Genomic DNA, 15906 nt, shown 5'->3' on the forward strand with positions numbered 1-15906 from the left:
GTGGGAGCGAGCCTGCTCGCGAATATGCCGGCACAGATCACTCATCAAGCCGGGGTGAGGCACTCCGGCCCATTCAACTTCGGATCATTCACCAGATTTGCCAGCACCCGCTCACGCAGCGCTGCCGGCTCACTGGCGAGCAAACCCTGCAAGACATGCAGCGGCGTCTCGGGATCGAGCCATGCCGCCTGCCCCGCCTCATCAAGAATCAACGGCCGCCGCTGGCTCGCCGCAGACTGAGTGATCACTGCCGTACTCAGCCAGACCTGTTCCTGCACCGGATACGCTTCCCAGATCGCCGCGAAAAACAATGACGAGCCCTCCCCCGGCGTCAACCAGTAAGGCCGCTTGCGCTGGGTGCCGCGCCATTCGTAGAAACCGTTGGCCGGCAGCAGGCAGCGGCGCAGACGCAGCGCCTCACGAAACATCGGTTGCTCGGCCACGGTTTCGGCGCGGGCATGGGCCGGGGTTTTCGACAGATCGGTCAGCCACGGCGGCGTCAGGCCCCAGCGCGCACGGGCCAAGGTGCGTTGGCCGTCTCCGTCGGCACGCAGCATCAACACCGAATCATTGGGGGAAATGTTCCACTGCGCCTGCTGATCGGCGGGAAAACCTGGCAGGGCCGCGAAATCGCGGTTCCAGCGAAACAGGGCATAACGTCCACACATGGGGCAACACAACTCTGAATAAAACCAACGTCAGCCTAACAGACCAGCGTCCCGGGGAAGCTTTCCGGTTCGTCGCCGGGCAGTGGCAGCGCGGCATTGTACGCGGTGATCAGCTCGCGGGCGTATTCGGCCTGATCGTTAGCCACCGACAACCCGAGCAGTCCGAAAATCGGCAGTTCGCCCGTGCCGCCGACCAGATCACGGCCGATCAAGTGCGCTTCGATCCCTTCATTGGCGAGCATGCCCTTGAGCATTTCGCCTTCCATCAGGCTTGCCGGCTCGTAGATACGCTGCATACGCGGCCCTCACTCGTTTTCGCTGAAGCCTTCAAGATGCCACTCTTCTTCATGTACCTGCAGGACAAAGGTGATCGGACGACAGCACACCTGGCAGTCTTCGATATACGTTTGATCCCCACCGGACAAATCCAGAGTGGTCTCGACTTCCTCACCGCAATACGGACATTCATACACTGCATTTTCCAGCATCGCGGTCTCCCCAGTGACTTGTGCGTATAATCGCCGGTCTATTTGCAGGGCTATTTTTGTCTGACTACTTTTCAGACCATGCCCCGCGGGTTTTCGATCAAACCCTTTACTTACCCTAGCCGTTTCCAACAAGAGAGCATGATGGGCGAATTCGATGCCATCCGACCTTACGACGACAGCGAAGTACCTGCGGTACTGGCAAGGCTGCTCGGCGACAAGGCGTTTCTAGATATCCTCACCCACTTCCGCTTCCCGCGTTTTGCCGGTGCCTTCGGCTGGATGCTCAAACCTCTTATAGCCCATCGGCTGCGTCGTGAGTTTGCCGACGTGAATTCCGTGGCTACCTTACAGGACAAAGTCGAGTTCTACGTCGACCACACCATCGAGCGCGCCACCGACGGCGTGACCTATACCGGTGTCGAGCAATTCAAGTCCGGCAGCGCCTACCTGTTCATCGCCAACCACCGCGATATCGTCATGGACCCGGCCTTCGTCAACTACGCCGTGTACCATGCCGGCCTGCCGACGCCGCGCATCGCGATTGGCGACAACCTGCTGCAAAAGCCGTTTGTCAGTGACCTGATGCGCTTGAACAAGAGCTTCATCGTCCACCGTTCGATCACCGGCCGGCGCGAGAAAATGGCTGCGTATCAGCTGTTATCGGCATACATCAACCACTCGATCCGCAACGATTGCGCGTCGATCTGGATTGCTCAGGCGGAAGGCCGGGCGAAGGATGGCGATGATCGTACCGAGTCGGCGATCCTCAAGATGTTCCATATGAGCCGCAAGGACGAGCCGTTCGGCGAAGTGATCCGCTCGCTGAACGTCACCCCGGTGTCGATCAGCTATGAATACGACCCGTGCGACCAGGCCAAGGCCCGCGAGCTGTACATCCGCGCTACCACCGGCACCTACGCCAAGGCGCCGGGCGAGGATGACGTGAGCATTGCCAAGGGCATCACCGGCTACAAAGGCCGGGTGCACGTGAACTTCGCCGCGCCGATCACCGAGGTGTTTGAAGACACCAAGCAATTGGCGATCGAGATGGACAAGCAGATTCTCGGCGGCTACCGGTTGTTCCCGGTGCATTACCTGGCGTACGCGCAATGGGCGGATGCCGACCCGCAACTGAATGTGCCGACGGCAGCCGAGGTGTTCCCGGCTGACGAACTGGCCAAGGCGCAGGATGAATGGCAAAGCAGACTGGATGCCTGCCCCGCTGAGCATCGCCCGTACCTGGTGCTGCAATATGCGACGCCGGTGCGCAATCAGTATCGGGTCAAGGCTGGGTTGCCGCTGTAGGCAACAGCGGTGGCGAGGGGATTTATCCCCTCACCACAGGGTTTGCTTTTGCTTTTAAAAGCGGGTGCTGATCCACGAGACGAGCAGGGCCAGCCCCAGGCAAGCAAAACCAAAACGATAGAAAAACCGGTTCATGCGCAACGTCGCCCAATCGAGGATCGGCTCGGCATTCGGCTGCGCCTGACGCTGTGCCGCCAGGCTGGCCTGCGCGCGCTGCTCACGGCGGCGGGTCGCGTGCAGCAACCAACTGCCCGGAAAGGCCAGGAGCAAGGCCAGCAGGTTGATCAATTTGGCGGGATGGGCGGTAAACAGCGTCATCAAGTGCAGCGACATCACAGACCTCGAACTTAACCGGTGTGGCAGACGCCAGACCGACGACCGCGGCGCGGATTCTACCCAAACCGGCCCACCCTGCCCCAGCCTTTGCGACAAATAACCTGAGAATCGACCGATGGCTGTCCTGTGTCATGGCATCGTCACGTGGATGCTTCACCCTGCGCGCCTCGAAACCCGAATGGAATGCGACATGCTGCACGCGGAAAACCAGGATCGCCTGTACCTCATCACCCCTTACGACGACCAGCAAAGCCTGGTCGGCAGCCTCGCCTTCAACGTGCAGGACCGGCACTGGCTGGTGTATTGCGCGCTGGGCGGGCATCAGCATGCGGATTTGCCCGAGGCCGATTTGTTGACCGGCGTGAGCGTGCTCGATTTTTATTCCCAGGCTGCTTGAAGCACCGCAGATCCCCTGTGGGAGCGAGCCTGCTCGCGAATGCATTGGGTCAGTCAACATTGCTTCGAATGAGCCAGCGCTTTCGCGAGCAGGCTCGCTCCCACAGGTTTCTGCGGTATTCAAAACATGCGGCCACAAAAAAGCCCGGGCTCATCGCTGATCCCGGGCTTTTTCACATTCGCTGCAAACTTACTCAGCGAGCACCTGACCCACAGTCGGGTCCTTGAACAGACGCGTCAGTGCGTCACTCAATACATCGCTGACCAGTTTGGTGTTGGTTTCCTGATTCGGCGCCATGCCGAAGCGCTGGTCCAGCGAAGCGCCATAACGGCCGCTGTAACGGCGGTTGGCGTTCTGCACGTCGGAACGGAAGGTCGCGCCGATGGTGGCCTCAGTCACGTACATGCCTTCTTTCGGCGACTGATATTTCAACTCGGCCAGGGTCACGGTCAACTGAGGCGCGTTGGGTGCGCTGGTGGTCGGGGTGAAGCCGAGCAGACGCACGGCGGCTTCGGCCTGGGCCTGCAGCTTGGGCAGGATCTGCTCGCGCTGCACGGTGATGGCGCTGGTTTCCGGGTACAGGCCGCCACGGGTGCCGAGGGTTGGCGACGGACGACCGTCGACCACACGCACGATGACCGGCTGCCCGCGACCGACCGCTGGCAGTTGCGTGGTCAGCTTCGGCTCCGGATTCAGTTGTTGCGGGCTGTGGGCGCAGCCGGCGAGGGTCAAACCGGCGACAGTGATCAAACCGAACAACAGGCGTTGCAACATGCTCTTCTCTCCAGAATCAGGCACAAACAGGCCGGCAGTATAGCGGTGGGCCACTGCGCGTAACCAGCGCCGCACAGTGAATACTGAAATGTCTGACAAACCCCGCCGAAAGCGGTTCCTGTCACACATTCTTCACCGTCCATACACCCTGGCGTCATGGCTCGCCGACAAGCTTCAAAGCAGTCCTCTTTCAAGGAACTCTGCCATGCGTTATCTGATCTCGCTGTTCGCCCCACGCCCGCTGCATCGCAGCTTCGCCCTGCTCGACCGCAACGGCCATTGCCAGGCGTTCAAGCAGTGCAGCCTGCAACCGATGGGCGACGGCTGGGTGGAAATCGAAGAAATCCGCCTGACCTGGTTGAACCAGCCGCTGCCCGCCAGCGCCCGGGTCGTACCGCGACAAATGCGCGCACGCGGTCAGGTGCAGTTGAGCATCTGACCGGATGCCTAAGAAAAGTCATTAAACACGAGCAACTGCGCGCATTTCTTCGCTACAATCTCCCCCGATTATAAGGACGTCTCCTGATCGGGCCCCGCAACAGCGTCAATGCGCATGCATCGACATCAAAATCGCCCACAGAGAGCCGCCCACACAGATCGAGTGAAGTTGGCGCGCTTGCCTGTTCTTCCGGCAAAAACCCGCTTTTCGCGAATCTGCAGAGCTGTCAATCGCTCGGCCACCGCGTTGTTTCGCCCTTGCGGGCAGGTGCCAGGCCAAGGCAGCCCTTTTTGAGGTTCACGTCTTCAAAAGAGCGTGAAAAAAACGGGTTTTCACAACTTCACAAGAGTGTGGCGAGCAAATGAATAGTTTTGCGTCTGAACATGCACCATTAGCGTCTGAAACAGCCCAACGACACAGGACCGGGTACACCTCGAACATCGGAGCCTGAAGCCTGTCCGCTACGGATTTGGTTGCACGAAAACGGATGACTCGACCATAAGTCGAATTGCCAGCCCTGCGCGAAAATGCGTTCATGGAACGCTTGAAACCAGGCCGCACGCATCCGTCGAAGTTGCGAAAAATTGCGAAGATCCGGACATGGCCAACCTGACCACGGATAGCCCGGGCCCACTGACCTGCCCTGGAACGCCTGGCAGCCATGCCGACAATTTGGTGCTGCAGATTTGGGAGACGCGTTAAATGGCGCATAACGAAGCAGTCGACGTAGTTCTGGTAGGGGCCGGCATCATGAGTGCCACCCTGGCCGTACTGCTCAAAGAGCTCGACCCCGCGATCAAGCTGGAAGTCGTCGAGCTGATGGATTCCGGTGCTGCCGAGAGTTCCAATCCGTGGAACAACGCCGGCACCGGTCACGCCGGCCTGTGCGAGCTGAACTACACGCCGCAGGCCGCCGACGGCAGCGTCGACATCAAGAAAGCCGTGCACATCAACACCCAGTTCGAGGTGTCCAAACAGTTCTGGTCGTACCTGACCAAAAAGGGCACGTTCGGCTCGAGCAAATCCTTCATCAGCCCGGTGCCGCACCTGAGTTTCGTTCAGGGCGAGAGCGGTGTGTCGTTCCTCAAGGAACGCTTCAATGTCCTGAGCAGGCACCACGCGTTCGCCGACATGGAGTACACCGAAGACAAGGGCAAGATGGCCGAGTGGATGCCGCTGATGATGCCGGGCCGCTCGCCCGACGAAGTCCTCGCCGCCACCCGCGTGATGAACGGCACCGACGTCAACTTCGGCGCCCTGACCAATCAGTTGCTCAAGCACCTGAGCAGCGCCCCAGACACCCAGGTCAAATACTGCAAGCGCGTGACCGGCCTCAAGCGTAACGGCGCCGGCTGGACCGTCAGCATCAAGGACGTCAACAACGGCAACACGCGCGAAGTCGACGCCAAATTCGTCTTCCTCGGTGCCGGTGGCGCGGCGCTGCCGTTGCTGCAGGCTTCGGGCATCGAAGAAAGCAAAGGCTTCGGCGGCTTCCCGATCAGCGGCCAGTGGCTGCGTTGCGATAACCCGGAAGTGGTCAAGCAGCATCAGGCCAAGGTCTACAGCCAGGCCGCTGTGGGTTCGCCACCGATGTCGGTGCCACACCTCGACACTCGCGTCGTCGACGGCAAGAAATCCCTGCTGTTCGGGCCGTACGCCGGTTTCACCACCAAGTTCCTCAAGCACGGCTCCTTCATGGACCTGCCGATGTCGGTGCGCGCCGGTAACATCGGGCCGATGCTGGCAGTGGCGAAAAACAACATGGACCTGACCAAGTACCTGGTCAGCGAAGTGATGCAGTCGATGGAACAGCGCCTGGAATCCCTGCGCCGTTTCTACCCGCAGGCGAAAGCCGAAGACTGGCGCCTGGAAGTGGCCGGCCAACGGGTGCAGATCATCAAGAAGGACCCGAAAAAGGGCGGCATCCTGCAGTTCGGTACCGAACTGGTCGCGGCAAAAGACGGCTCCCTTGCTGCGCTGCTAGGCGCATCGCCAGGCGCGTCGGTGACCGTTTCGATCATGCTCGAGCTGATCGAGAAGTGCTTCCCGGCCAAGGCGTCGGGCGAGTGGGCAAGCAAACTGGCGGAAATCTTCCCGGCCCGCGAGAAGGTTCTGGAAACCGATGCTGCGCTGTATCGCAAGATCAACACGCAGAACAACATCGCCCTGGAACTGGTTGAAGAAAGCAGCGAGACGCCAAGCTTTGCTTGATCGCGCCGCATGAAAAAACGCCCCGTTCGGGGCGTTTTTTTTGCCTGCGATCTTTTGATCCTAGCCGCGAGCCTTCTCGATCAATTCGATGTACTCAGCGGCGTTACGCTGATCCTTGATCAGTTCAACAAAAGTCTTGCCCTGCTCGTCCCTGCCATCGACGTCATAACCGGCTTCGACGAAGAAACCCAGAAAGCGCTCAAAGTCATCGATACGCAAACCTCGATAAGCCTTGATCAGTTTGTGCAGCGACGGCGAAGTGGCGTCGACCGGCTCAAAATCGAGGAACAGCTTGATCTGCTCATCGCCGATCTCGTCACCAATCACTTGTTTCTTATCTTTACGCATTGCCGACTCCAGCTCGCAGACATGACACGGGGCGGGCAGTTTACCCCTGCCCGACCGCCCGGCTCAACGCGGACGAATCGCCCCGGTGTGCAAATCGGCCCAGATATGGCCGTTGGCGTAACTGAGGAACTGCACGTACACCGTGTCGTTGCGCAGCAGATCCATCACCACGCGGTATTGCGCCAGTGGATAGAACAGCGTCAGGGTTTTGCTCTTGTCGTCGTAGGCCGGTTTTTTCAGGCTTTTGCTCTCACCGTCGAAACTCACCAGCACCTGGCTGATGGTCGCGCCTTTGTTCAGCGATTTGCCCTTGAGGCGGATCAACAGGGATGAGGTGACCGGAATCGGCTGTTGATTGGACTGGCGCTGCGCACCGACCACCACCGAGTACTCGCTGACTTGCATCAGTTGTTGCTGCTCGGGTTCGGCATCGCGCAGGGTCAGATCGTCGGGCGGCAGGAATTGACTGTGCATCGGCGCGGCGGACAACGGCAGGCTGAGAGATAGCAACAGCGCGGCGAGGCTGCGGATCAAGAGGCGCATGACAGGCTCCGGGAGGCGGGGCCGAGCACTCTAGCATGGGTAACGCGGATGGATCAGCACACACAAAAACACTGTGGGAGCGAGCTTGCTCGCGAAGGCGGACTGACATTCAAAACAGATGTCGACCGATACACCGCTTTCGCGAGCAAGCTCGCTCCCACATTTAGATTGAGGCGCGGATTACATGCCTTTAACGGCGTAAATCCCGTTGGCGTTGCGCCAGTAGCCTTTGTAGTCCATGCCATAGCCGAAGATGTAACGGTCAATGCACGGCAGGCCGACGAAATCGGCTTTCAGATCAGGACGTGCCTTGCGGTCGTGGTCCTTGTCGATCAGCACGGCGGTGTGCACCTTGCGTGCGCCGGCGTGTTTGCAGAAGTCGATGATCGCGCCCAGGGTGTGACCTTCATCGAGGATGTCGTCGATGATCAGCACGTCGCGGTCGATGAACGAGACTTCCGGCTTGGCTTTCCAGAACAGGTCGCCGCCGCTGGTTTCGTTGCGATAACGAGTCGCGTGCAGGTAGGACGCTTCCAGCGGGAATTGCAGATGCGTCAGCAATTTGCCGGAGAAGATCAGGCCGCCGTTCATCACGCAGAACACCACCGGATTGCTGTCAGCCAGTTGTTCGTTGATTTGTGCACCGACGCGGGCGATGGCCGCTTCGACTTCAGACTCGGTGTACAGGCAGTCAGCCTCTCGCATGATTTGACGGATATGCTCGAGATCAGCGGACATGGCGCTCTCCAAGGGGTTGGCGGAATTGGAAAAGCGGGCAAAGGTACGCATCCCGCGAGGTCGAATCAAGCTCTTATGGACTAACGTACAGAATGTCCTATAGGACATCACCCTCGGATAGATTAATCTAGGCCGGTTTTTTTGCCCGCCGCCGGAGCCTTTCCCATGCCCATCCTCGAGATCCGCCATCCGCTGATCCGTCATAAACTCGGCCTGATGCGCCGCGCTGACATCAGCACCAAGAATTTCCGCGAGCTCGCTCAGGAAGTCGGCGCCCTGTTGACCTATGAAGCTACAAAAGATCTGCCACTCGAATCCTACGACATTGCCGGCTGGTGCGGCACCGTGTCAGTGGAGAAGATCGCCGGCAAGAAGATCACCGTCGTGCCGATCCTGCGTGCCGGTATCGGCATGCTCGAAGGCGTGCTCAGCCTGATCCCGGGCGCCAAGGTCTCCGCTGTGGGCGTTGCCCGCAACGAAGAAACCCTGCAAGCGCACACTTATCTGGAAAAACTGGTACCGGAAATCGATGAGCGCCTGGCGATGATCATCGACCCGATGCTCGCCACCGGCAGCTCCATGGTTGCCACCATCGACCTGCTGAAAAAGGCCGGGTGCCGCGACATCCGCGCGATGGTCCTGGTCGCCGCGCCGGAAGGCATTGCTGCGGTAGAACAGGCGCACCCGGACGTGACCATCTATACCGCGTCCATCGATGAGCGCTTGAACGAGCACGGCTACATCATTCCTGGGCTTGGCGACGCCGGTGACAAGATCTTCGGCACCAAGCAGAAGGACGCGTAACCATGCAGCAAGAGTTCAACGATCCGCTCTGGCGCACGGTGCTGTCCGGCGCGCAGATGCTGTTCGTGGCTTTCGGCGCCCTGGTGCTGATGCCACTGATCACGGGCCTGGACCCGAACGTGGCACTGTTTACCGCCGGTCTGGGGACGATCCTGTTCCAGATCGTCACCGGGCGTCAGGTGCCGGTGTTTCTGGCGTCGAGCTTCGCCTTCATCACGCCGATCATTCTCGCCAAGGGCCAGTTCGGCCTCGCCGCGACCATGGGCGGAGTGATGGCGGCCGGTTTCGTCTACACCTTCCTCGGCCTGGCCGTGAAGATCAAAGGCACCGGTTTCATTGACCGTTTGCTGCCGCCGGTGGTGATCGGTCCGGTGATCATTTCCATCGGCCTGGCCATGGCGCCGATTGCCGCGAACATGGCGATGGGCAAGGCCGGCGATGGTTCAGAGCTGATCCACTATCAGACGGCGATGATGATTTCCATGCCGGCGCTGCTGACCACGTTGATCGTGGCGGTATTCGGCAAGGGCATCTTCCGTCTGGTGCCGATTATTTCCGGCGTGCTGGTGGGTTTTGCCATGTCGTTCTATTTCGGCGTGGTCGACACAGCGAAAATTGCCGCAGCGCCATGGTTCGCCCTGCCGCACTTCACCGCGCCGGAGTTCAACTGGCAGGCGATTCTGTTCATCGTTCCGGTGGCACTGGCCCCGGCGATCGAACACATCGGCGGCGTGATTGCCGTGGGTAGCGTGACCGGTCGCGATTACCTGAAGAAGCCGGGCCTGCATCGCACCCTGCTCGGTGACGGCATCGCCACTACCGCCGCCGGCCTGTTCGGCGGCCCGCCCAACACCACTTACGCTGAAGTGACCGGCGCGGTGATGCTGACCAAGAACTACAACCCGAAAATCATGACCTGGGCGGCGATCTTCGCCATCACCCTGGCGTTCATCGGCAAGTTCGGCGCGCTGCTGCAGAGCATTCCGGTGCCGGTGATGGGCGGGATTCTGTGCCTGTTGTTCGGTTCGATTGCAGCGGTGGGTATGAACACTCTGATCCGTCACAAGATCGACCTAGGCGAGGCGCGCAATTTGGTCATCGTCTCGGTGACGCTGGTGTTCGGCATCGGCGGCGTGCTGGTCGGCACCGGCACCGGCCCTGATGACTTCGGCCTCAAAGGCATCGCGCTGTGCGCGGTGGTGGCGATTGCGCTGAACCTGATCCTGCCGGGCAATGACGGCTGGAAGCAGAAGAAGGCGGATGAGCCGCTGATTTAACCCCCGCAATGATCGTTCCCACGCTCCGCGTGGGGATGCCTCAAGGGACGCTCCGCGTCCAGTGACGCGGAGCGTCACGGGCTGCATTCCCACGCAGAGCGTGGGAACGATCACTGTGTGAGCGGGCTTGCTCAGAGGGCCAGCGGCGCTCTTTCGCAGAGGGTCGCCAACGCCTTGGCCCATTGCGGGTCGTCGTTCAGGCACGGCACCAGCACCAGCTCCTCGCCCCCCGCTTCGCGGAACTGTTCCTTGCCGCGATCGCCGATCTCTTCCAGGGTCTCGATGCAGTCAGCGACGAACGCCGGGCACATCACCAGAATCTTTTTCACACCGCTTTTGGCCAATTCATCCAGCCGCACTTCGGTGTACGGCTCGATCCATTTCGCCCGGCCCAGGCGCGACTGAAACGACACCGACCATTTGCCGTCCGGCAGGCCCATGGATTTGGCGAAGGCGGCAGCGGTACGGAAGCACTGCGCGCGATAACAGGTCGCCAATACCGCCGGCGACGCGGTCTGGCAGCAATCGGCGCCCTTGAGGCAGTGATTGCCCGTCGGGTCCAGTTTGCTCAGATGGCGCTCCGGCAAGCCGTGAAAACTCAGCAGCAAATGATCGTAATCCTGCTGCAGATGCGGGCGCGCGCTGGCGGCCAGCGCCTCGATGTATTCCGGCTGATCGTAGAACGGTTGCAGGATCGACAGCTGCACATCGAGTTTCTTCTCGCGCAGCACACGCCGGGCTTCTTCGACCACCGTGGTCGTGGTGCTGTCGGCAAACTGCGGATACAGCGGCGCCAACGTGATCTTTTTGTGCCCGGCCTTCACCAGACGCAGCAGACAGGTTTCGATCGACGGCTCGCCATAACGCATCGCCAGATCCACCGGGCCGTGTTTCCAGGTCCGGGTCATCTGCTCCTGCAGGCGGCGGCTGAGCACCACCAGCGGCGAGCCCTCTTCCCACCAGATCGAGGCATAGGCGTGTGCCGATTGTTCGGGACGCTTGATCAGGATCAGCGACACCAGCAACCGCCGCAGCGGCCATGGCAGGTCGATCACGTAGGGGTCCATGAGAAATTGATTGAGGTAGCTGCGCACATCGGCCACCGAGGTGGAGGCCGGAGAGCCCAGGTTGACCAGAAGCAAAGCGTGATCGGTCATGCAACGTCCTATTTCAGAGGCGGCTGGAGAGGTCATCCAGGGCCGCGCGTAAATCCGTAAAGCGGAAGCTGAAGCCCGCTTCCAGCAAGCGTGCCGGCGTCGCGCGCTGGCCGCCGAGCAATAACAGTGACAGCTCGCCGAGCATGACTTTCAGCGCCAGGGTCGGCATCGGCATGAATGCCGGGCGGTGCAATACACTGCCCAGGGTCTTGGCAAATTCGCGGTTGCGCACAGATGCAGGGGCGCAGGCATTATAAGGACCGCTGGCCTGATTCCGGTGCAGAAGAAAATCAATCAGGGCGATTTGATCGTCGATGTGAATCCACGGCATCCACTGCCGACCATTGCCCAACGGCCCGCCCAGCCCGAGTTTGAACGGCAGCAGCAGGCGCGACAAAAAGCCGCCCTCGGCCGACAGCACCAGACCGGTTCGCACCAGCACCACGCGAATGCCGAGGTTCTCGGCACGCAAAGCGGTTTCTTCCCAGGCGATGCACAACTGACTGGCGAAATCGTCGATGCCGGGCGGCGACTCTTCGGTCAATTCGCGCTCGCCACCGTCGCCATACCAACCGATCGCCGAGCCGGAAATCAGCAGCGACGGTTTCTGCACGCGAGTTTCCAGCCACACCAGCAGCGTTTCCGTCAGGGTGATGCGACTGCTCCACAGCAACGCCTTGCGTCGATGGGTCCAGGGACGGTCGGCAATCGGCGCACCGGCGAGATTGACGATCGCATCCAGCGGCTCGTCGCCGAGGTCCTCCAGACGGGCTATCCCGCGCACCTGCGCGCCGCAGATCTGCGCGACTTTTTCCGCGCGGCGACTCCACACCGTCAGGCGATGGCCCCGCTCCAGCCAGTGCCGGCAGAGCTGACGTCCGATCAAACCAGTACCGCCGGTCAGCAATATGTGCATGACATCTTCCTCGCGTGGCGTTTAACCCGGATCACTAGTCTATTTTTATAGGCAGGGATCTTTTCTATCGGGCAGGCTCTATGGTTTAACAATAGGCCAAGCTGTCAGAACGAGAACGCTAGAAGTTATACCAAAAAACAGAATTGTACAGGTTTCATCGACGGCGTAGTCTGTACAGAAAGGTAAACGAGGCCCCTATGACTGTACCTATCGCAATCATCGGCACCGGCATCGCCGGGCTCTCCGCCGCCCAGGCTCTGACAGAGACCGGGCATACCGTTCAACTGTTCGATAAAAGCCGCGGCAGCGGCGGGCGCATGTCGAGCAAGCGCAGCGACGCCGGCTCGCTGGACATGGGCGCTCAATACTTCACCGCGCGCGACCGACGCTTCGTTACCGAGGTGCAGCGCTGGCAGAGTCAGGGCTGGGCCGCCGAGTGGACGCCGCAGCTGTACACCTTCCAGGGCGGGCAACTGAACATGTCGCCGGACGAGCAGACTCGCTGGGTCGGCACGCCGCGCATGAGCGCCATCACCCGTGGTCTGCTCGATGGCCTGGATGTGCAGTTTGCCTGCCGCATCACCGAGGTCTATCGCGGCGAAGAACACTGGCATCTGCAAGACGCCGACGGCTGCACCCACGGCCCCTTCAGCCATGTGGTGATCGCCACGCCGGCACCGCAAGCCACCGCGTTGCTGGCCGCCGCGCCGAAACTGGCCGGCGTCGCTGCCGGGGTGAAAATGGAGCCGACCTGGGCCGTCGCTCTCGCCTTCGAAACCCCGCTGGACACGCCAATCGAAGGCTGCTTCGTACAGGACAGCCCGCTCGACTGGCTGGCGCGCAACCGCAGCAAACCCGGGCGCGACAGCACTCTCGACACGTGGGTGCTGCATGCAACCAGCGCCTGGAGCCGGCAGCATATCGACTTGTCCAAGGAAGCGGTTATCGAGCATCTGCACGGTGCGTTCGCCGAACTGCTGCACAGCGCCATGCCGGCGCCGACCTTCAGCCTCGCCCACCGCTGGCTCTACGCCCGGCCCGCCACTGGCCATGAATGGACCACACTGGCCGATGTCGATCTGGGCTTGTACGCCTGCGGCGACTGGTGCCTGTCGGGTCGCGTCGAAGGGGCCTGGCTGAGCGGTCAGGAGGCTGCACGTCGCTTGCACGAACACCTGCAATGAATCGCATCAATCCACGCAAATTGCTGCTGTCGAAATGGACAGCAGCCCACCCGCAAAACCGCGAAAAACATTTTCTGGTCACCGAACTGATCCGCGACGAGGAAGGTACGGTGCTGGAGGTTGAATTGCAGGCGGTGCTGACCCAGCGCAGCGAGCGACTGGATTGGCGAACGCTTCAGGACAATGAACACTGGCTATTGGGCTGGAAATAAATTCCCCTGTAGGAGTGAGCCTGCTCGCGATGCGGTATGTCAGGTAGAAAATGTTTTGGCTGACCCACCGCCATCGCGAGCAGGCGCACTCCTACAAAAAATCTTATACAAAACATTTGACTTGTACATCCATCGTTCTATGCTGAGGAAAAGTTGTACAGAGATAACTCTCTGTACAGGTATAGATTCGAGGTGCTCATGTCTACTGCTTCCCTGTCCAAGCCGAAGATCGCCATCAGCGCCTGCCTGTTGGGCGAAGAAGTGCGCTACAACGGTGGGCACAAGGAATCGCGGCTGTGCAGCCGTACCCTCGCCGAATATTTCGACTTCGTCCCGCTGTGCCCGGAGGTCGCGATCGGCATGGGCATTCCCCGTGAGCCGATTCGCCTGGTCGGCGATCCTGAGCAACCCGAGGCAGTCGGCACCGTCGACCGGACCATCAATGTGACCGGGCCGCTGGCCGAATATGGCGAGAAAATGGCCGCCGAGTTGCGGGACCTATCCGGCTACATCTTCATGCAGCAGTCGCCCTCCTGCGGGTTGGAGCGGGTCAAGGTCTATCACGCCAACGGCGCGCCAGTGAATGGTGGCGGACGCGGCATCTATGCGCAGGCATTCTGCGCACAACATCCAGACTTGCCGGTGGAAGAAGCTGGGCGCCTCAATGATCCGGTGTTGCGGGAAAACTTCATCACCCGTGTATTGGCCTACAGCGCCTGGCAGCAAGTGCTCGCCGAGGGCCTGAGCCGCCGCGCCCTTACCGACTTTCATTCGCGCTACAAATACCTGCTGATGGCGCACAACCCGCTGCAATATAAAACCCTGGGCAAATTGCTCGGCAACATGGCTGACAGCGATCCCGCCGAGCTCGGCCCGCGCTACTTCAGCGAGCTGATGGCCGCGCTGAAGAAATGCGCCACCCGCGGCACCCATTGCAACGTGCTGCTGCACCTCAGCGGATATTTGAAACAATCGCTGAGTGCCGAAGACAAACAGGAAATGCAGCAGGTCATCGGCCAGTACCGCCAAGGCATTGTGCCGCTGGTGGTGCCGTTGACGCTGCTCAAACACCACTTTCGACTCCATCCGGATCCGTACATCGCGCAGCAGGTTTACCTGCAGCCGCATCCGGAAAACCTTAGTCTGCGAAACGCGATCTAATGAACGATAAAACCGACAGCAGCGCCCAGGAAGACCTCGGCGCCGACTTCAAGAAAGCCCTCGACGAAGGCTGGTTGCCGATCCGCGAAGTCGCGCGGCAGACCGGCGTCAACGCCATTACCCTGCGTGCGTGGGAACGCCGTTACGGGTTGGTGGTGCCGCAGCGCACGCCCAAGGGCCATCGACTGTATAGCGCCGAACATGTGCAACGGATCATGGCCATCCTCACCTGGCTCAACCGTGGCGTTGCGGTCAGCCAGGTCAAGCCGCTGCTCGACGCGCCGCAGGCCTTTACGGAAACCGTGGAGAACGATTGGCAGCGTCTGCGTCAGACCTTGCTGTCGGCAGTCACCGCGCTCAATGAACGGACCCTGGATGACAGCGTCAACCAGGCCATTGCCCTTTATCCGCCCCGGACCTTGTGCGAGCAATTGCTGATGCCGCTGCTGGCCGAGCTCGAACAGCGCTGGCAGGGCCAGTTCGGCGCACAGATGGAGCGGACGTTTTTCTTTTCCTGGTTGCGCAGCAAATTCGGTGCACGCATCTACCATAACAACCGCCAACTGCATTCGGCGCCGCTGCTGTTGATCAATCATTCCGACCTGCCGTTGGAGCCGCATCTGTGGCTATGCGCGTGGCTGATCAGCAGTGCCGATTGCCCGGTGCAAGTGTTCGATTGGCCGTTGCCGGCCGGTGAACTGGCGCTGACCGTCGAGCATCTGCAAGCCCGTGGCGTGCTGTTGTATTCAAGCAAAGCCATGCAACTGGCGCAGTTGCCCAAGCTGTTGGCGAACGTCAATTGCCCGACCTTGATTGCTGGCCCCACGGTGCACATCCACCACAGCGAGTTGTCCGCACGCACCGCCCAGATTGCCGATCTGTTCCTGGCTGAAGATCCGCTTGCCGCACACCAGGCGCTGCTCGAACGCGGATTGATTTGATGATGGG

20 protein-coding genes are annotated in these 15906 nt (G+C 60.5%); 10 read left to right on the forward strand and 10 right to left on the reverse strand.

Going from position 1 to position 15906, the window contains the following annotated elements:
* Window positions 1-44: 44 nt before the first annotated feature.
* Genes ACZZZ4_RS04080 through ACZZZ4_RS04090 form a run of 3 tightly spaced genes read right to left on the reverse strand, consistent with a single transcriptional unit; the run spans window position 45 to window position 1156 of the window.
* Window positions 45-668: an SOS response-associated peptidase gene (locus tag ACZZZ4_RS04080; protein ID WP_129997667.1), complete on the reverse strand. Its 624-nt coding sequence runs from the start codon at window positions 666-668 to the stop codon at window positions 45-47.
* A 35-nt stretch (window positions 669-703) separates the two neighbouring features.
* Complete coding sequence (locus ACZZZ4_RS04085) at window positions 704-964, reverse strand: putative signal transducing protein (RefSeq protein ID WP_039761322.1); 261 nt, start codon at window positions 962-964, stop codon at window positions 704-706.
* Between the two features lie 9 nt (window positions 965-973).
* Window positions 974-1156, reverse strand: a complete 183-nt coding sequence (locus ACZZZ4_RS04090) for a CPXCG motif-containing cysteine-rich protein (protein ID WP_463547297.1) — start codon at window positions 1154-1156, stop codon at window positions 974-976.
* 138 nt (window positions 1157-1294) lie between these two features.
* On the opposite strand from ACZZZ4_RS04090, the gene ACZZZ4_RS04095 reads away from it, so the two are divergent.
* Complete coding sequence (locus ACZZZ4_RS04095) at window positions 1295-2461, forward strand: 1-acyl-sn-glycerol-3-phosphate acyltransferase (protein WP_041479984.1); 1167 nt, start codon at window positions 1295-1297, stop codon at window positions 2459-2461.
* Window positions 2462-2515: 54 nt separating this feature from the next.
* Here the strand turns inward: ACZZZ4_RS04095 and ACZZZ4_RS04100 are convergent, their stop codons facing one another.
* Window positions 2516-2794, reverse strand: coding sequence for a hypothetical protein (locus ACZZZ4_RS04100; protein WP_101161925.1), 279 nt, complete (start codon window positions 2792-2794; stop codon window positions 2516-2518).
* 193 nt (window positions 2795-2987) lie between these two features.
* Between ACZZZ4_RS04100 and ACZZZ4_RS04105 the strand changes: the two genes are divergently transcribed.
* On the forward strand, window positions 2988-3194 hold the full coding sequence (locus ACZZZ4_RS04105; RefSeq protein ID WP_039761317.1) for a hypothetical protein: 207 nt from the start codon (window positions 2988-2990) through the stop codon (window positions 3192-3194).
* Between the two features lie 189 nt (window positions 3195-3383).
* Here the strand turns inward: ACZZZ4_RS04105 and ACZZZ4_RS04110 are convergent, their stop codons facing one another.
* Complete coding sequence (locus tag ACZZZ4_RS04110) at window positions 3384-3968, reverse strand: YajG family lipoprotein (RefSeq protein WP_039761315.1); 585 nt, start codon at window positions 3966-3968, stop codon at window positions 3384-3386.
* Window positions 3969-4173: 205 nt separating this feature from the next.
* Between ACZZZ4_RS04110 and ACZZZ4_RS04115 the strand changes: the two genes are divergently transcribed.
* Together ACZZZ4_RS04115 and mqo are read left to right on the forward strand one after the other, a co-directional pair.
* Window positions 4174-4407, forward strand: a complete 234-nt coding sequence (locus ACZZZ4_RS04115) for a hypothetical protein (protein ID WP_039761314.1) — start codon at window positions 4174-4176, stop codon at window positions 4405-4407.
* Between the two features lie 702 nt (window positions 4408-5109).
* On the forward strand, window positions 5110-6618 hold the full coding sequence (gene mqo, locus ACZZZ4_RS04120; protein WP_039761312.1) for a malate dehydrogenase (quinone): 1509 nt from the start codon (window positions 5110-5112) through the stop codon (window positions 6616-6618).
* A gap of 60 nt (window positions 6619-6678) precedes the next feature.
* Here mqo and ACZZZ4_RS04125 read toward each other — a convergent pair whose 3' ends face one another.
* The 3 genes from ACZZZ4_RS04125 to ACZZZ4_RS04135 form a co-directional block, all read right to left on the reverse strand.
* Window positions 6679-6966: a PA4642 family protein gene (locus ACZZZ4_RS04125; RefSeq protein WP_463547298.1), complete on the reverse strand. Its 288-nt coding sequence runs from the start codon at window positions 6964-6966 to the stop codon at window positions 6679-6681.
* Window positions 6967-7029: 63 nt separating this feature from the next.
* Complete coding sequence (locus tag ACZZZ4_RS04130; RefSeq protein ID WP_463547299.1) at window positions 7030-7509, reverse strand: hypothetical protein; 480 nt, start codon at window positions 7507-7509, stop codon at window positions 7030-7032.
* 180 nt (window positions 7510-7689) lie between these two features.
* Window positions 7690-8247 carry a hypoxanthine-guanine phosphoribosyltransferase gene (locus ACZZZ4_RS04135; protein ID WP_016773231.1) on the reverse strand — a complete coding sequence of 186 codons (558 nt, stop codon included), beginning with the start codon at window positions 8245-8247 and terminating at the stop codon, window positions 7690-7692.
* Window positions 8248-8412: 165 nt separating this feature from the next.
* Between ACZZZ4_RS04135 and upp the strand changes: the two genes are divergently transcribed.
* Entirely contained in the window at window positions 8413-9051 is a 639-nt protein-coding gene (gene upp, locus ACZZZ4_RS04140; RefSeq protein WP_024014279.1) for a uracil phosphoribosyltransferase, read from the forward strand.
* A gap of 2 nt (window positions 9052-9053) precedes the next feature.
* On the forward strand, window positions 9054-10328 hold the full coding sequence (locus ACZZZ4_RS04145; RefSeq protein ID WP_071173568.1) for a uracil-xanthine permease family protein: 1275 nt from the start codon (window positions 9054-9056) through the stop codon (window positions 10326-10328).
* A gap of 131 nt (window positions 10329-10459) precedes the next feature.
* Here the strand turns inward: ACZZZ4_RS04145 and hemH are convergent, their stop codons facing one another.
* Complete coding sequence (gene hemH / locus ACZZZ4_RS04150; RefSeq protein WP_463547300.1) at window positions 10460-11485, reverse strand: ferrochelatase; 1026 nt, start codon at window positions 11483-11485, stop codon at window positions 10460-10462.
* A gap of 13 nt (window positions 11486-11498) precedes the next feature.
* On the reverse strand, window positions 11499-12401 hold the full coding sequence (locus ACZZZ4_RS04155; RefSeq protein WP_463547301.1) for a TIGR01777 family oxidoreductase: 903 nt from the start codon (window positions 12399-12401) through the stop codon (window positions 11499-11501).
* 197 nt (window positions 12402-12598) lie between these two features.
* Here ACZZZ4_RS04155 and ACZZZ4_RS04160 point away from each other — a divergent pair, with 197 nt between their 5' ends.
* The 4 genes from ACZZZ4_RS04160 (at window position 12599) to ACZZZ4_RS04175 (ending at window position 15899) form a co-directional block, all read left to right on the forward strand.
* A complete protein-coding gene (locus ACZZZ4_RS04160; protein ID WP_130909546.1) occupies window positions 12599-13585 on the forward strand; it encodes an NAD(P)/FAD-dependent oxidoreductase in 987 nt (328 codons plus the stop codon).
* Window positions 13582-13797, forward strand: coding sequence for a TIGR02450 family Trp-rich protein (locus tag ACZZZ4_RS04165; RefSeq protein WP_415761487.1), 216 nt, complete (start codon window positions 13582-13584; stop codon window positions 13795-13797). The genes ACZZZ4_RS04160 and ACZZZ4_RS04165 overlap by 4 nt, the downstream gene beginning before the upstream one ends.
* A 198-nt stretch (window positions 13798-13995) precedes the next feature.
* On the forward strand, window positions 13996-14958 hold the full coding sequence (locus ACZZZ4_RS04170; RefSeq protein ID WP_463547302.1) for a YbgA family protein: 963 nt from the start codon (window positions 13996-13998) through the stop codon (window positions 14956-14958).
* Complete coding sequence (locus ACZZZ4_RS04175) at window positions 14958-15899, forward strand: MerR family transcriptional regulator (RefSeq protein ID WP_463547303.1); 942 nt, start codon at window positions 14958-14960, stop codon at window positions 15897-15899. The genes ACZZZ4_RS04170 and ACZZZ4_RS04175 overlap by 1 nt, the downstream gene beginning before the upstream one ends.
* The last annotated feature ends 7 nt before the right edge of the window (window positions 15900-15906 follow it).

The sequence above is a fragment of the Pseudomonas sp. AC252 genome (genome assembly GCF_979258105.1).

Excerpts from the sequence above, each read along its gene's own strand:
- ACZZZ4_RS04080 (WP_129997667.1), bottom strand. The coding sequence starts at position 668 with ATGTGTGGACGTTATGCCCTGTTTCGCTGGAACCGCGATTTCGCGGCC.
- ACZZZ4_RS04085 (WP_039761322.1), bottom strand. The coding sequence starts at position 964 with ATGCAGCGTATCTACGAGCCGGCAAGCCTGATGGAAGGCGAAATGCTC.
- ACZZZ4_RS04090 (WP_463547297.1), bottom strand. The coding sequence starts at position 1,156 with ATGCTGGAAAATGCAGTGTATGAATGTCCGTATTGCGGTGAGGAAGTC.
- ACZZZ4_RS04095 (WP_041479984.1), top strand. The coding sequence starts at position 1,295 with ATGATGGGCGAATTCGATGCCATCCGACCTTACGACGACAGCGAAGTA.
- ACZZZ4_RS04100 (WP_101161925.1), bottom strand. The coding sequence starts at position 2,794 with ATGTCGCTGCACTTGATGACGCTGTTTACCGCCCATCCCGCCAAATTG.
- ACZZZ4_RS04105 (WP_039761317.1), top strand. The coding sequence starts at position 2,988 with ATGCTGCACGCGGAAAACCAGGATCGCCTGTACCTCATCACCCCTTAC.
- ACZZZ4_RS04110 (WP_039761315.1), bottom strand. The coding sequence starts at position 3,968 with ATGTTGCAACGCCTGTTGTTCGGTTTGATCACTGTCGCCGGTTTGACC.
- ACZZZ4_RS04115 (WP_039761314.1), top strand. The coding sequence starts at position 4,174 with ATGCGTTATCTGATCTCGCTGTTCGCCCCACGCCCGCTGCATCGCAGC.
- mqo (WP_039761312.1), top strand. The coding sequence starts at position 5,110 with ATGGCGCATAACGAAGCAGTCGACGTAGTTCTGGTAGGGGCCGGCATC.
- ACZZZ4_RS04125 (WP_463547298.1), bottom strand. The coding sequence starts at position 6,966 with ATGCGTAAAGATAAGAAACAAGTGATTGGTGACGAGATCGGCGATGAG.
- ACZZZ4_RS04130 (WP_463547299.1), bottom strand. The coding sequence starts at position 7,509 with ATGCGCCTCTTGATCCGCAGCCTCGCCGCGCTGTTGCTATCTCTCAGC.
- ACZZZ4_RS04135 (WP_016773231.1), bottom strand. The coding sequence starts at position 8,247 with ATGTCCGCTGATCTCGAGCATATCCGTCAAATCATGCGAGAGGCTGAC.
- upp (WP_024014279.1), top strand. The coding sequence starts at position 8,413 with ATGCCCATCCTCGAGATCCGCCATCCGCTGATCCGTCATAAACTCGGC.
- ACZZZ4_RS04145 (WP_071173568.1), top strand. The coding sequence starts at position 9,054 with ATGCAGCAAGAGTTCAACGATCCGCTCTGGCGCACGGTGCTGTCCGGC.
- hemH (WP_463547300.1), bottom strand. The coding sequence starts at position 11,485 with ATGACCGATCACGCTTTGCTTCTGGTCAACCTGGGCTCTCCGGCCTCC.
- ACZZZ4_RS04155 (WP_463547301.1), bottom strand. The coding sequence starts at position 12,401 with ATGCACATATTGCTGACCGGCGGTACTGGTTTGATCGGACGTCAGCTC.
- ACZZZ4_RS04160 (WP_130909546.1), top strand. The coding sequence starts at position 12,599 with ATGACTGTACCTATCGCAATCATCGGCACCGGCATCGCCGGGCTCTCC.
- ACZZZ4_RS04165 (WP_415761487.1), top strand. The coding sequence starts at position 13,582 with ATGAATCGCATCAATCCACGCAAATTGCTGCTGTCGAAATGGACAGCA.
- ACZZZ4_RS04170 (WP_463547302.1), top strand. The coding sequence starts at position 13,996 with ATGTCTACTGCTTCCCTGTCCAAGCCGAAGATCGCCATCAGCGCCTGC.
- ACZZZ4_RS04175 (WP_463547303.1), top strand. The coding sequence starts at position 14,958 with ATGAACGATAAAACCGACAGCAGCGCCCAGGAAGACCTCGGCGCCGAC.